Below are 13,360 nucleotides of genomic sequence, written 5' to 3'. Positions count from 1 at the left end.
GTGGGTTCACCCCGCCGCCGTCAGCGCCTCCAGCGCGCTCGCCTGGGTGCGCCAGTCCACCGGGTTGGGCGCCGAACCCGCCCAGCGCGCGCCCAGCCGGTTCAGCGCGTCGCGGTCGGAGCCCCAGACCGAGTCGGCCTGCCGGGTGAGATACGTACGGTAGGCCGACGACCCGGTGGCGTCCGCGAGGTCGGCGAGATGCCGTACGAACACGCCCTTGAACTGCTTCTGGTTGTCGTCGCACGAAGCGGACCCGAGGTCACAGGACTCGGTCAGCACACCGTCGCGCGTCAGCTGCGAGGAGGTCGTCCCCGCGTCCGCGAGCCGCCGGGCGGTGTCGAGGTAGCGGCTCTGCCCGGTCGAACGCCACAGCTCGGTGAACGCGCCGATCGCCAGCCCCTGGTTGTAACTCCACACCGTCTGGCCGTTGTTGGCGCAGGACGAGTTCAGCCCGTCGTTGATCAGCCCCGAGGAGTTGATCATCCCGCTGTTGAGGAACCAGTCCGCCGCCGTCGTCGCCCGCGCGCCCCACGTCGTGTCGCCGGACACCCGCTGATGCAGCGCGGTCACCAGCCACAGGTAGAGCCCGTTGGTCACCGCGTTCTTGTACGTGCGCTCCCGGTTCCACCACACCCCGCCGCCGCAGGTGCCCGTGTCCCAGTACTGCTGCACGTAGTTCGTGATGGTGACCGCCTCGTCCAGATAGCGCTTGTCGTGCGTGTAGTCGTACGCGTCCACCCACGCCACCGCCCACCACGCCGCGTCGTCGATGGCACGGCTGATGAAGTGCCCCTCGATCGGGTCCGAACTGCGGCCGCCCGCCGGGAAGACGCCGTTGTTCTGCTCGAAGGTCCGGGAGATCACCCAGTCGTAGTCGTGCCGCCCGCTGGTGCGCGCGAAGTCGATCAGCGAGGTGAGGGCCACCGCCGAGTTCCACCAACTGCTCCGCCACCAGCCCTCGTTGACCTGGTACGACGCCACGAGCGCGTCCGCCGCCGCACGTGCCCGGGTCGGCACCGGCCGCGCCCACGCCGTGCAGCTGCCGTCCTGGTGCGACGCCTCCCGGCCACAGGCCCGCACGGCGCCGCCGTAGAGCAGGCCGCGCGGATCGCGCGTCGCGAACATCTTGGTCCGCGCCGAACTCGCCCCGGAAGCAACGGAGATACGGCCCAGCGACGATCCCTCCGGCCAGCTGCCGCCCTCGTCCCAGGAGCGGTCGAGCCAGATCTCGTCCCCGGTGCCGCCGTTCTCGACCACACCCCAGGCGGTGCCGTTGGCCTGGTCCATGTGGAGGCTGATGGTGCGGCCGTACAGCGTGGTCGCGGGCACGGGACGGGTGTCGCCCGCCGCCGTCGCCGGATCGGCGCCGTCACAGGCCGAGCCGTCGCACACCTGCGGCCGGAACCAGTCCGTGCAGGTCACCGCCCCGGCATCCCCACATGCCCGGATCCAGCCGCGCCGGTGGGCCACCGGGTCGGTGACGTTGTACATCAGCGTTCGCGTACCGGTCCACGTGCTCGGGATGCCCGCCTTGCCGAGCAGTCCGTCCCAGGTGGCGCCTCGGTCCCAACTCCGGTCCAGCCAGACGGAATTCCCCTGGGTGCCCTGGTCGATACTGGCCCACGCCATGTCGTCCGCCTCGGACACGTGCAGCCGCAGCACCCGTCCGTTGATGTTCCGGTCGCCCACCGGGAAGCTCTCCTGCCGCGCCTTCGACGGATCGAGCGTGTCACAGGCGAGCGCGCACACCGCCGTCGCCGCGACGGAGGGGGTGGGCAGGGCGAGGAGGCCGCCCAACGCGAGGGCCGGTGCGAGGAGTCCACCGAGGAGGCGATGTCTGCGGATCGGCATGGCGGGTCCGTCCTGTCGGTCGTCCGTTCGTCGGGTGGGGCCGCGTGGTTCACGTGATCGGCAACTTTCCAACGTTGAACCACTCCGGTCATGTGCACGACAGCACCGTGGGGAGGACCTGTCCAGCCCGGGGACGGACTCGGCCGGAACGCGCCGCTGGGTCCCAGCCGGACGCGGCACCGGCAGGCCTCCGGCGCGGACACGGTGCGCTGCGGCCGCGTGCACACCGAACGGCTCCTTCGGCCGACGCCGTGCACGCGCATCGACGACGTCAGCGCGAGCGGGCTGACGCCCGGGGCGGTGGACCTTGTTCCTTGCGGCTCAACTGCCGCTCGCGCACCCGCGGTTCAGGCGACGCCCGTCCTGTCGTTGATCTGGAAGGTGACGACCTCGACTTCGGCGGTGCCCGTCAGGTCCGGGTAGTGGCCCTTGAGGACGTCGCGGAGTTCGGCTGCGGTCGTGAGTCCCTCGGCCTGGGCGTCCTCGTCGGTGAGGTCGTCGGCCACGCAGTGCCTGATGCCGGTGACCTCTGCCGGCAGGACGACTTCGGGGTCGCTCTCGAACACCAGCCGTGCCGGGCCGAGTTGCGCCGGGTCCCGGAAGCGGGTCGTCTTGGTCTTGGCGCCGGAGCGGACGACTTCGAGGTAGCGGGGGTGGAACCGGATGATCGGGGGACCGGCCGTCTCGGGGTCCTGGTAGAGCGACGGGTCGAGACCGGTCATGCCCGCTTCCGGGGTCCATTGCTGAGCCAGCGGCATCAGATCGGCGGCGAGCACGGACCTGAGCCCCGCGGGGGTGGGCACGATGACGCGCATGGCGGGGTAGTGGTCCAGGAAGACCTGGCGGTCGCGCCCGCAGGGGCCGACGACCCCGCGCCCGTGGTTTCCCACGGCGACGACGCAGCGCATCTGGCGGGCGCCCTGGGCTCGCGCGGCCCCCAGGGCCACGAGTTCGGCGCAGGGGCCGCCGGTGAAGTGGTAGAGGTTCACACCGGCGAACATCCGGTAGTCGGCCGCCATGACCGCGGCGCCCATCGTGTGCACCCCGTCTTCGCCGGGCCCGGCGTCGGTATGCGCGTCTATGGTCCGGCGTGCCAGTTCCACGAGCTCACGCTCGTCATCGTCGAGAACTCGTGCGGATGGCGGGACGTACACCTGTGTGACCTTCTCTTCCTTCAGCAGTCGCCCGAGAGCATGTCACGCCGCACAGGAGGGCTCCACAGGGTTTCGACGTGGCGCAGGCACTGGACGGCGGGATCGCCGGCCGGCGCCAGGCCTGGACCTTCATCCGCGACTTCGCCGCCGCCTGGACCGAACCGCTGACCGAGGACGACGCAACGCCCCCGGCGGAACTCGCCCGCGCGGAGGCGCTGCTCGGCCACCCGCTGCCGGCCGCGCCGCGCGAGTTCCACGAGCCGGCGGGAGCCCGGCCTGCCGCCGGTGCCGCTCGACGCGGGCACGGCTGGGTGCCGTTCTTCGACCGGCTCTCCCCGGCCTGCGTCGAAATCGCCCTGAGCGAGACGCTGTTCGGGGGCGACGGGCAGCTCTACAACGCGTGCGAGCTGCCCGCGGAACTCCTCGGCACGATCCCCGTCCACTCCACCGACGGCCGGACCTACGACCAGGAGCCGGCCCCTCCGAGCCCGCCCACCACGAAGGTGTCGTAGATCTCCAGGAGGTCTTCGTCCCCGGGCAGGTCCGTCGTGCACGCTGTCTCCCGGCAGCACACGGCGGTCAGCCGGACCAGCTCGCGCAGGCCCGGGAGGTTCCGCGTGCAGTGAGGCCAGAGCTCCATGCCCGCGAGCGGGGAACTCAGTACGTCGCGCAACTCGTCGAGGGGGTCCGCGAGGAGAAGGCCGCCCGCGGACCGGGAGTGCGGACGGAACCGGAACCGCTCCACCGTGTCGGCGGCCGCGTCCCGCAGGAACCCGCTGCAGGGGACGGCGGGAGGCTCCTCGTCCATCACGCAGTACAGGCCCAGGGCCGGGACGGACCGGCAGGCCCGGACAAGCTGTCGCCGCAGGGAGGCCGGCAGATCCAGCCACGAGGTCAGCCCCGCCGTTCCGGCCAGAGCGGAGGCGGCCGTCCGCTCCGCCATGTCGGCGTGCTCGCCGCTCACCGCCAGAGTCGTCAGCTGAGCGGGTGCGGCGGGGTTCCAGTCGAGGACCCAGATGACGTCGTCGGCCGATAGGTGTCGCACATCTGGTCCTTGTCGTCGCGGCGCTTCGAGGCATGATCGCAGACGGCACCGGTGGGGACGAGGGCCGCTGTCAGCCGGCGGGGCTCTCCGCGACGTCCTGGCCCGTCCTCACCGGAGCGGAGGCGACCAGCAGCGCGGCGAAGACGAGGGGAGCGACCGCCTGGTAGCCGACCCACACCTCACCCCCGGCGTCACCACCCCGCCACGCCATGAGGAGGCCGAGACCGGCCGTCAGCACCCAGCCGCTGTCGTACGCGACCATGAGCCGCGTGTACGTGCGCGCCGACCGGCTGCGGATACAGCCGATCTCGACGCCGCCACCGATCAGCAGAGCCGCGCCGGAGACGGCCGGCAGCCAGACGGGGACGCCGAGCAGCCGGCCGAGCGGGGCGGTGGCTGTGAAGCAGGCGACGGCGAGGAGCACCTTGAAGGCGCCGTCGGTGAGAGCCCCCACCGTTTGCCGGGTCACCTGCGCCGCCTGGACCTGGACCATGAGCGTTCCCCCTTGAAGCTCGCGTCAACTGGGCTGTTCCGTAAAGAGATTACGGTAATAATCAAACTATGAGAATGACGAGAGCGGAAGCCAAGGAACGCAACCGGCGCGCACTGCTGGACGCCGCCTTCCAGGTCGTGTCCCGGGACGGCTACCGGGCCACGCTGGAGGAGATCGCCGAACGTGCCGGCCTGACGACCGGTGCCGTCTACTCCCTGTTCGGGAGCAAGAACGGTCTGGTGGTCGCCCTCGTCACCGACCGACTGCGGCCGTACTACGAAGAGATCGAGCAGGCGATACCCGCGGAACTGGACCTGCTCGACGCGGTCGAGGCCTTCGCCCGGCACTGCCGGCGTGGCTGTGACGCCCCCGACGCGCGCTCCGCCCTGTCGCTCCAGATCACGCTGCTGGACATGGCCCTGCACGACCCGGAGTTGGGGGAGCGGCTCGCCGCGTCCGTCCGGTCGCAGGAGAGCCACCTGGTCGCGTTGTTCGCCGGACGGCCGTACGACGGAAACGTGGTGACACCACGTCAGGCGCGACGTCTGACCACCGCGCTCAGGGCCCTGTTCGTCGGCCTCGGCCAGGGCGTCCCGCTGGGCCTCGCCCCCGGCGCCGACGAGCAGTACTTCGCCGACGCCGCCCGCGCGTTGGCATCCGGTCTGTGTCTCGTCGCGCAGGACGAGGACGCGCAGGACGAGGACGCGTCGTGAGCGAGGGCACGCGCCCGTGAACCCCGTTGCCAAAGAGGCCCGTTACACCTGTGGACACCGTGGAGGCGCCGTGTTCTCATGCCTGGGGACCGGCTTTACAACGTTGTAGCCAGGCCGGTCAGACCGGTAGCCCAGTGCACTCGTCGTCTCCGTACGTCCACCGCGCTCGCGAGAGCGCCGTTGCCCCCCCATGGAGCGTGCCGTGCGACCACCCCTGTCCCGATCACCCCGCGGACGCCTCACCCGGATCGCCCTCGTCTGCGCGACGGCGGCGCTGGGGCTGACCTGCGCCGATCCGGCGACCGCCCGTCAGGCGTCCCACCCCGCCCGCAAGGCCACCGTGGCCGTCCAGAACGCCAGATTCCAGGTGCTGTCCCCGACCCTGATCCGCACCGAGTACGCCGGGGACAACCGCTTCGAGGACAGCGCGACGTTCAACGCGATCGGCCGGGACGGTTTCACGCCGCCCGCGTACAGCTCGTCGGTCAAGGACGGTGTCCTGACCCTCACCACCAGCGCCCTGACCCTGCGCTACGAGGTCGGCTCCGGGCCCTTCTCCGCCGACAACCTGACCGTGCGGCTGAAGGCGGGCCAGGACCAGGTGCTCGCCGCGCCCTGGCAGCACCCGGACTGCGCGGCCGGCGCGCTGTGCGAGGCCGAGGACCAGCCGCACGACGGACCCGGACTCGCCACCGACCACGCCGGGTTCACCGGCAAGGGCTTCCTCGCGGGCTTCGAGGTGACCAACAACTCCCTGACCACGGACGTGCGTTCGGAGAAGTCCGGCACCTACGACTACGCCGTCCGCTACGCCAACGGCACCGGTTCCGACGGCCGCCACGAGACCCGCACCCTCAGCCTCGGCGTCGACGGGGGAGCGGACCGTACGTTCAGCCTCCCCGCGACCGCCGACTGGAACGCCTGGGGCGTGGCCCGTATCCCGCTCACCCTCGGCGCGGGCCACCACACCGTACGGCTGCACCGCGCCGCCGCCGACTCCGGTGCCGTCAACATCGACAGCGCGGCCCTGCTCACCTCTGGCGCCGCCTACCCGGGCAAGGCCTCGACTGCCTTGTCCGGCTGCCACTTCGGTACGAGCTGCGAGGCCGAGGACACTCTGCTCGCCGGGTCCGCCGTGCTCGCCACCGACCACCAGGGCTACTCCGGCGACGGTTTCGCCGCCGAGCTGAACAAGGACGCCCGGCTCACCACCCACGTCACGGACGTACCCGCGGATGGCACCTACCTCCTGCACCTGCGCTATGCCAACGGCACCGGCGGCGACGGCCTGCACCAGGCCCGCGAGGTGCGCGTCGGCACCGGAACCGGCACCGACGCCACCCTCACCCTCCCGGCCACCGACAACTGGGACACCTGGAAGTCGGCCTCCGTACCGGTGCAGTTGAAGGCGGGGACCAACGACGTCACGCTCAACTGCCCCGACGCCACGAGCTGTCACGTCAACGCGGACACCCTCGCGGTGACCGCCCGGACGGACCCGGCGCCCCAGCCCCACGTCGCCCTCGGCGGCTACCGGCGCAGCCTCGACGGACTCGACGGCGACCGCGACCCCAACACCCGCACCACGCCGGGGCTGTTGCACCGCGACGGCTGGTATCTGCTCGACGACACCGCCTCCGCGACGTACGACACCCGCACCGAGAAGGCCGTCCCGCGCCCCTCCCACGGCGCCGGTCCCTACCAGGACGGCTACCTCTTCGGCTACGGGCACGACTACAAGCAGGGCCTCACCGACCTCGCCACCCTGACCGGGCCGCCGCAGCTGCTGCCCCGCTGGGCGTACGGCGTCTGGTACTCGGAGTACATCGACCGCACGGCCGACGACTACGAGAAGACGATCCTGCCCGCGTTCCGCAAGGCGGGCGTCCCGCTGGACGTGCTGGTCACCGACACCGACTTCAAGTCGCCCAACACCTGGAGCGGGTGGAACTTCGACCCGGCCAAGTACCCCGATCCCAAGGGCTTCTTCGACTGGTCGACCGCCGAGGGACTGCACAACACGCTCAACGTGCACCCGAGCATCCTGGAGTCCGACCCGCAGTACGCCCAGGCGATGGCGACCGCCAAGAACAAGCTGGCCAAGGGCAGTTGCGCGTCCAGCGCGGGCTCGGCGTGCCGTACGTTCGACTTCGGCGACCCGGACCAGCTCAAGGCGTACCTCGATCTGCACCGGCCCTTCGACAAGGCCGGGAACGACTTCTGGTGGCTCGACTGGTGCTGCGACGCCTCCCGTTCCTCGCAGCCCGGGGTCACCCCGGACGCCTGGATCAACCAGAAGTACGCCGGTCTGACCGCCGAGACCAGTGAGCGCGGCTTCGTGCTCTCCCGGGCCTACGGCTCCCTCCAGGCCGGCGGCTACAGCGGTGGCGTCGGTCTGCCCACCGGCCCCTGGGCCGACAAGCGCAGCACGCTGCACTTCACCGGCGACACCTCCTCCACCTGGGGCACCCTGCGCGCCGAGGTCGGCTACACCCCCGGCGAGTCCGTCGCCACCGGCATGGCCGCCGTCAGCCACGACATCGGCGGCCACAACGACGGCCACGGCATCCCCGGCGCCGAGACCTACACCACCGACGACGGCCAGAGCCACCGCACCACCAAGCTCCCCGACGACCTGTACGCCCGCTGGGTGCAGTTCGGCACCTTCCAGCCCGTCGACCGGCTGCACAGCAACCACAGCGACCGGCTCCCGTGGCAGTACGGCGACGCGGCCCGCGACTCCGCGAGCAAGTTCCTGAACCTGCGGGAGTCCCTCGTGCCGTACACCTACACGCTCGCCCAGCAGGCGAACACCACCGGCGTCCCGATCGTCCGGCCGCTCTACCTCGACTACCCCGAGGAGGAGAACGCCTACGGCAAGACGGGCGGCGGCGAGTACCTCTACGGCCCGGACATGCTCGTCGCGCCGGTCACCACCCCCGGCACCAGCACCACCACCTCGGTGTGGTTCCCGCCCGGCCAGTGGACCGACTACTTCACCGGCCGCACCTACAGCGCGGGCACCGGCGGCGCCACGTACGACGTGACGACCACCCTCGACACCATGCCCGTCTTCGTCCGCGCGGGCGGCATCGTCACCACCCGGGCCGCCGACGTGGACCACGACGACCGCACCCCCCTGAACAAGGTCGCCGTCACAATCGCCACCGGCGCACCGGGCTCCTTCACCCTCTACGAGGACGACGGCGTCAGCACCCCCTCCCGCCACCGCGCGGCCACCACCCGCATCAACTACACGGAGAAGGCCGGCCGCCACACCCTCCGCATCGCCCCGGCCAAGGGCTCCTTCCACGGCCAGGTCTCCCGCCGCTCCTGGACGGTCACGTTCCAGGGCGCGGACCACGCGCCGACGCGGATGACCGTGGGCGGCAAGCAGCTGACACGGTCGGCGTGGAAGTGGGACGCGGACACGGGCTCGCTCCGGGTCACCCTGCCGGCGGTCTCGGTCCGTACGGGGGTGACGGTCGAGTTCCGGTAGCCGAGGCAAGGCGCTGCGACACCCGCGAAGAGACCAGCAGCCGGCCGCTCGGTCGCCCCGGTCCGGATGGTCACGCCACCGGGCCGGGGCGCGGTCAACGCCCGTCCCTCACCGGGGTGTTGCCTGGTCGACTGCCCCTCGTTCCCCCGACCCCCGCGCGATCAGCCGCGTCGGCACTGTGACCGTGCGGACCCGGCTGCGGTCGCCGTCCAGGCGGGCGAGGGCGGTGACGGCGGCCGTGCGGCCTATCTCCTCGGGGTGCTGGGCGACCACGGTGAGGGCCGGTTCGAGGGCGTCCGCGAGGGCGATGTCGTCGAAGGCCACCACGGCGACGTCCTTGCGCCGGTCGCGGGCGAGGCGGGCGACGACGCCGACGGCGACGATGTTGTTGCCGGCGAACAGCGCCGTCGGCGGATCGGGCAGCGCGAGCAGCCGCGCGGTCGCCTCGCCCGCACCCCGCTGGTCGTGGGCGCTCGCCACCAGCAGCCGGTCGTCCGGCAGCCCCGCCTCCCGCAGCGCCTCGCGGTACCCGGCGAGCCGTTCGCGACGCGTGTAGAGCTTGGTCGGCAGGTCACCGACGAACCCGATCCGGCGATGCCCGTGGGCGATCAGATGGGCCACGCCCGCGCGCGCACCCTCGCGGTTGGAGCTGACCACGCTGTCCGTGGCGAGCCCCGCGCCCGGCCGGTCCACGAAGACCACCGGGAGCCCCGCCGCGCGATGGGGCTTGAGATGGGCGTGGTCGGCGCCCACGGACGGCACCACCATCAGGATGCTGACCCGGCGCGCCAGGAACTTGTCCGTCAGCGCCCGCTCGCGGTCCGCGTCGTCCGCCGAAGAGCCCATCAGCAGGGTCAGCCCCCGCTCGCGGACGCTGTCCTCGATGCTGCCGGCCACCGCGCCGAAGAAGGGGTTGCCCAGGTCGGGCACGACGAGCCCGATCGTGGTGTCGGGCCCGCCGACGCGGATGTTGCGGGCCATCAGGTTCGGCTGGAAGCCGAGGCGGGCCACGGCGGCGAGCACCCGCTCCCTGGTAACCGCCGAGGCGGGCCCGTCCTCGTTGAGGACCCGGGAGACCGTCTTGGCGCTGACACCGACCTCGCGTGCGACGTCGGCCAGGGTGGGGCGGCGGTTCGCTGCCATGGAGCAAACGTCTCCTGTGCTCGTCGGCTCCGGCCGCGGCCCCGGCCGAAGACGCGTGAGTGCCGGCCCGCCGGGCCGGCGTCGGTGCCGGCCCGCGGTGTCGGGCGGGGCCGCGACCCCGGGTGCCAGAGGGGTCGCGGCCCGGATGTCAGGGGGTCTCGACCCCGGCGGCCTTCACGGCCTCGGAGTCGGCGACGACAGTATCCCCGCTCTCGTCCACGGTCAGCGCACCGGTCATGATCGCGACCACCTCCGCCATCGAGTAGTCCGACGGCTTGATCACCGCCACGCGCTTGCCCAGCCGGTGTACGTGGACACGGTCCGCGATCTCGAAGACGTGCGGCATGTTGTGGCTGATGAGGACGACGGGCAGCCCCCTGTCCTTCACCCGCCGGATCAGGTCCAGCACCTGCCCGGACTCCTTCACGCCGAGCGCGGCGGTCGGCTCGTCCATGACCACGACACTGCGCGCCCAGGCGACCGACCGCGCCACCGCCACGGCCTGCCGCTGCCCGCCGGACAGCGTCTCGACGGCCTGGGTGAGCGAGCGCAGCCCGATCTTCAGATCGGCCATGTGCCCGGCCGCCTCCTGCCGCATCCGCTTCTTGTCCAGCATCCGGAAGACACTGCCGAGCACCCCGGGACGCCGCAGCTCACGGCCGAGGAACATGTTCGACGCGATGTCCATGGACGCGGCGACCGCGAGGTCCTGATGCACCGTCTCGATGCCGTGCGCCCGCGCGCTCTGCGGACCCGAGAACCGGATCGGCTCGCCGTTCAGCCGGATCTCGCCCGCGTCCGGCACCAGCGCCCCGGTGAGCGCCTTGATCAGGCTCGTCTTGCCCGCCCCGTTGTCCCCGATGACGGCCAGCACCTCACCGGGCAGCAGATCGAAGTCGGCGCCGTCGATCGCGGTGACCTGCCCGTACCGCTTGACCAGACCGCGCGCCTGGAGGACGGGGGTGGGGGAGTCGGCGGTGGTCATCGGGCCTTCTTCCGGGAGAACTGGTCGACGGTCACCGCGAGGATCACCAGGATTCCGGTGATCAGCGTCTGGTAGATGGACGCGACGCCCATCAGCTGGAGCCCGTTGCGGAAGACGCCGACGATCAGGACACCGATGAACGTGCCCAGCACCGAACCGCGCCCGCCGAACAGACTCGTCCCGCCGATGACCACCGCGGTGATGGAGTCGAGGTTGTCGGTCTGGCCGGCCTGCGGATCGCCCACTCCGGTACGGGAGATGAGCAGCAGCGCCGCCACGCCGTACAGCAGCCCGGCGACGGTGTACACGCCGATGGTCAGCCGCGAGGTGCGCACACCGTTCAGCCGCGCCGCCTCCACGCTGTTGCCCAGCGCGTACACGTGCCGGCCCCAGCCGGTGCTGCTCAACGCGTAGGCCAGCAGCAGGAACAGGGCGATGGTCACCAGCGAGCCGTAGGTGATGTCGGTGTGCCCGAGCGGGAAGGTCTGCCCAAGTGCCGTCAGCATGGAGGGCAGTTGGGTGACCGTCTGCTCGTTGGAGTAGATGTGGGTCAGCGCGAAGGCCACGTTGAGCATGCCGAGCGTCACGATGAACGGAGGCAGCGGGATCTTCTCCGTCAACACCCCGTTCAGCAGCCCGAATCCGCCGCACACCAGCAGCCCGAGCCCGATCGCGAGCAGGGGCGGCAGCGTGCCCTCGGCGGCCATCCTGGCCATCATGATGCTGCCGAGCGCCATCACCGCGCCGCACGACAGGTCGATGCCGGCGGTGAGGATGATCAGGGTCTGCCCGATGGCGAGCGTCCCCACGACCATGACCTGCTGCACGATCAGCGAGAAGTTGCCGCCGGTCAGGAACTGGTCGGTGGAGAAGGAGAAGAAGACGCAGGCGATCAGGAGCGCGGCCAGCGGGCCGGTGGTCGGCGCCGTGAGCAGTCGGCGCGCCGTACCGGGCGCCGAGAGATCGGCGTACGGCGGGGTCGTGGCTGTCATGCGGAGTCCTTGTCGAAGGGGCCGTGCGGGAGGACTTCGGGGCGGGGATTCAGGGGTGTTGAGATGTTCCGGCTGTGAACTGCCCGCGCGCGAGAGCGCGTTGGGGGCGGAAGGGGCGGCCGTCCCTCAGGGGAGTAGGGACGGCCGCCCCGGTCGGTGGCGTACGGCCTCGGGGCGGCTCAGCCCCAGCAGTTGTCCAGGCCGTACGCGGTGTCCTTCGAAGTGACCCCGGACTGCGGCTTGTCGGTGATCAGGTTGACGCCGGTGTCGGTGTAACCGGACGCCTTCTTACCGCCCTTGGCGTACGAGACCACGGCCTTGACGCCCTCCGCCGCCATCTTCAGCGGGTACTGCTGCGCGGTGGCCGCGATCTGGCCGCTCTTGACGGCCTTGGTGCCGGTGCAGCCGCCGTCGACGGAGACGATCAGTACGTCCTTCTCGCGGCCCTTGGCCTTCAGCGCGGTGTAAGCACCCAGCGCGGCAGGCTCGTTGATGGTGTAGACGAGGTTGATGCCGGGCTCCTTCTGGAGGCAGTTCTCCATCGCGGTCTGCCCCTTGGCCTGGTCGCCCGCGGTGTCCTGGGAGCAGACCACCGACGGGTCCTTGGCGCCGACGCCGAAGCCCTTGAGGAAACCGTCGTGCCGCTGGACGCCGACCGAGACACCCGGCGCGAGGTCGAGCGTGGCGATCTTCGCCTTCTTGCCCTTCATCGCGGCCTTGGCGTACTGGCCGATCAGCTCGCCGGCCTTGAGGTTGTCGGTCGCGAACAGCGCGTCGACCGCGCTCTGCGGCTCGGTCGGCGTGTCCAGCGCGATGACCAGGACACCCTTGGCCTGGGCCTTCTGGATCGCGGGCACGATCGCCTTGGAGTCGCTCGGCGTGATCAGGATGCCCTTCACCCCGGAGGCCACCATGTTCTCGATGGCGGTGACCTGCCCGGCGTTGTCCCCGTCGAACTTGCCCGCGGCGGTGAGCAGTTTGGCGTGGTTCTGCTTGGCGGCCCGCTCCGCGCCCTCCTTCATCTTCACGAAGAACGGGTTGGTGTCGGTCTTGGTGATCAGACCCACCTTGACCCCACCCGAGCCGGAGCCCGAGGACCCCGAACCGGAGCCGGAACCACAGGCGGTGAGGGTGAGCGCCGCGACACCCAGACACGCGGCGGCTCTGAGGACGGTCGGACGCTGGCGGGTGATGCGAGACATGAACGACTCCTGCGGGATTGCGAGCGGCGCGGCCGGCATCGGTGCATGCCGTCCCGAGGTGTCATCGTTGACTTATGTCATCGTTGACACGGCATGGCGAGGATGATGGACGCCGTTTCCCGGCAACGTCAATGGCTTGTACTTGTCACAAATCGGCAACGCACCGGTTCGCCGTCACCCCGGCCGCATCCGCTCCCCGCGCCTCAAGAACCAGTCCCCGCCGAACCGTTGACGCCCCCGGGCCGGTGACGCATCATCGGTGCACCTGCCGCCCCCGGCGAGG

11 protein-coding genes are annotated in these 13,360 nt (G+C 71.1%); 3 read left to right on the top strand and 8 right to left on the bottom strand.

All coding sequences use genetic code 11. The features are described 5' to 3' along the window. Window positions 1-6: 6 nt before the first annotated feature. Together AB0898_RS21335 and AB0898_RS21330 are read right to left on the bottom strand one after the other, a co-directional pair. The gene (locus AB0898_RS21335; protein WP_366804521.1) at window positions 7-1,851 is read right to left on the bottom strand and encodes a glycoside hydrolase family 76 protein; all 1,845 of its coding nucleotides are present in this window, start codon (window positions 1,849-1,851) and stop codon (window positions 7-9) included. A 347-nt stretch (window positions 1,852-2,198) separates the two neighbouring features. Further along, window positions 2,199-2,954 (bottom strand): ASCH domain-containing protein, encoded by a 756-nt coding sequence (locus AB0898_RS21330; RefSeq protein ID WP_366804520.1) that lies wholly within the window; start codon window positions 2,952-2,954, stop codon window positions 2,199-2,201. 128 nt (window positions 2,955-3,082) lie between these two features. Here AB0898_RS21330 and AB0898_RS21325 point away from each other — a divergent pair, with 128 nt between their 5' ends. Further along, window positions 3,083-3,517 (top strand): hypothetical protein, encoded by a 435-nt coding sequence (locus tag AB0898_RS21325; protein WP_366804519.1) that lies wholly within the window; start codon window positions 3,083-3,085, stop codon window positions 3,515-3,517. On the opposite strand, the gene AB0898_RS21320 is transcribed toward AB0898_RS21325, so the two are convergent. Together AB0898_RS21320 and AB0898_RS21315 are read right to left on the bottom strand one after the other, a co-directional pair. Beyond that, window positions 3,466-4,050: a hypothetical protein gene (locus AB0898_RS21320; protein ID WP_366804518.1), complete on the bottom strand. Its 585-nt coding sequence runs from the start codon at window positions 4,048-4,050 to the stop codon at window positions 3,466-3,468. The two genes, AB0898_RS21325 and AB0898_RS21320, sit on opposite strands and share 52 nt — an antisense overlap. A gap of 70 nt (window positions 4,051-4,120) precedes the next feature. Beyond that, window positions 4,121-4,543, bottom strand: a complete 423-nt coding sequence (locus AB0898_RS21315) for a hypothetical protein (protein ID WP_366804517.1) — start codon at window positions 4,541-4,543, stop codon at window positions 4,121-4,123. Between the two features lie 74 nt (window positions 4,544-4,617). Between AB0898_RS21315 and AB0898_RS21310 the strand changes: the two genes are divergently transcribed. Beyond that, the gene (locus tag AB0898_RS21310) at window positions 4,618-5,256 is read left to right on the top strand and encodes a TetR/AcrR family transcriptional regulator (protein ID WP_366804516.1); all 639 of its coding nucleotides are present in this window, start codon (window positions 4,618-4,620) and stop codon (window positions 5,254-5,256) included. Window positions 5,257-5,458: 202 nt separating this feature from the next. Continuing rightward, window positions 5,459-8,755: a TIM-barrel domain-containing protein gene (locus tag AB0898_RS21305; RefSeq protein ID WP_366804515.1), complete on the top strand. Its 3,297-nt coding sequence runs from the start codon at window positions 5,459-5,461 to the stop codon at window positions 8,753-8,755. A gap of 108 nt (window positions 8,756-8,863) precedes the next feature. Here AB0898_RS21305 and AB0898_RS21300 read toward each other — a convergent pair whose 3' ends face one another. The 4 genes from AB0898_RS21300 to AB0898_RS21285 form a co-directional block, all read right to left on the bottom strand. Beyond that, complete coding sequence (locus AB0898_RS21300; protein WP_366804514.1) at window positions 8,864-9,898, bottom strand: LacI family DNA-binding transcriptional regulator; 1,035 nt, start codon at window positions 9,896-9,898, stop codon at window positions 8,864-8,866. Window positions 9,899-10,046: 148 nt separating this feature from the next. After that, entirely contained in the window at window positions 10,047-10,883 is an 837-nt protein-coding gene (locus tag AB0898_RS21295) for an ATP-binding cassette domain-containing protein (RefSeq protein WP_366804513.1), read from the bottom strand. After that, the gene (locus AB0898_RS21290; RefSeq protein WP_366804512.1) at window positions 10,880-11,875 is read right to left on the bottom strand and encodes an ABC transporter permease; all 996 of its coding nucleotides are present in this window, start codon (window positions 11,873-11,875) and stop codon (window positions 10,880-10,882) included. Before AB0898_RS21290 ends, AB0898_RS21295 begins: the two co-directional genes overlap by 4 nt. A gap of 179 nt (window positions 11,876-12,054) precedes the next feature. After that, window positions 12,055-13,077, bottom strand: a complete 1,023-nt coding sequence (locus tag AB0898_RS21285; protein WP_366804511.1) for a sugar ABC transporter substrate-binding protein — start codon at window positions 13,075-13,077, stop codon at window positions 12,055-12,057. Between the last annotated feature and the right edge of the window lie 283 nt (window positions 13,078-13,360).

Source organism: Streptomyces sp. NPDC005435 (assembly GCF_040703155.1).
GTDB lineage: Bacteria > Actinomycetota > Actinomycetes > Streptomycetales > Streptomycetaceae > Streptomyces.
Note: the sequence above shows the minus strand (reverse complement) of the source record. Positions and strands in the feature narration are given on the sequence as shown.

Coding starts and splice junctions, on each gene's coding strand:
- AB0898_RS21335 (WP_366804521.1), bottom strand. CDS start 1,851: ATGCCGATCCGCAGACATCGCCTCCTCGGTGGACTCCTCGCACCGGCC.
- AB0898_RS21315 (WP_366804517.1), bottom strand. CDS start 4,543: ATGGTCCAGGTCCAGGCGGCGCAGGTGACCCGGCAAACGGTGGGGGCT.
- AB0898_RS21310 (WP_366804516.1), top strand. CDS start 4,618: ATGACGAGAGCGGAAGCCAAGGAACGCAACCGGCGCGCACTGCTGGAC.
- AB0898_RS21300 (WP_366804514.1), bottom strand. CDS start 9,898: ATGGCAGCGAACCGCCGCCCCACCCTGGCCGACGTCGCACGCGAGGTC.
- AB0898_RS21295 (WP_366804513.1), bottom strand. CDS start 10,883: ATGACCACCGCCGACTCCCCCACCCCCGTCCTCCAGGCGCGCGGTCTG.
- AB0898_RS21290 (WP_366804512.1), bottom strand. CDS start 11,875: ATGACAGCCACGACCCCGCCGTACGCCGATCTCTCGGCGCCCGGTACG.
- AB0898_RS21285 (WP_366804511.1), bottom strand. CDS start 13,077: ATGTCTCGCATCACCCGCCAGCGTCCGACCGTCCTCAGAGCCGCCGCG.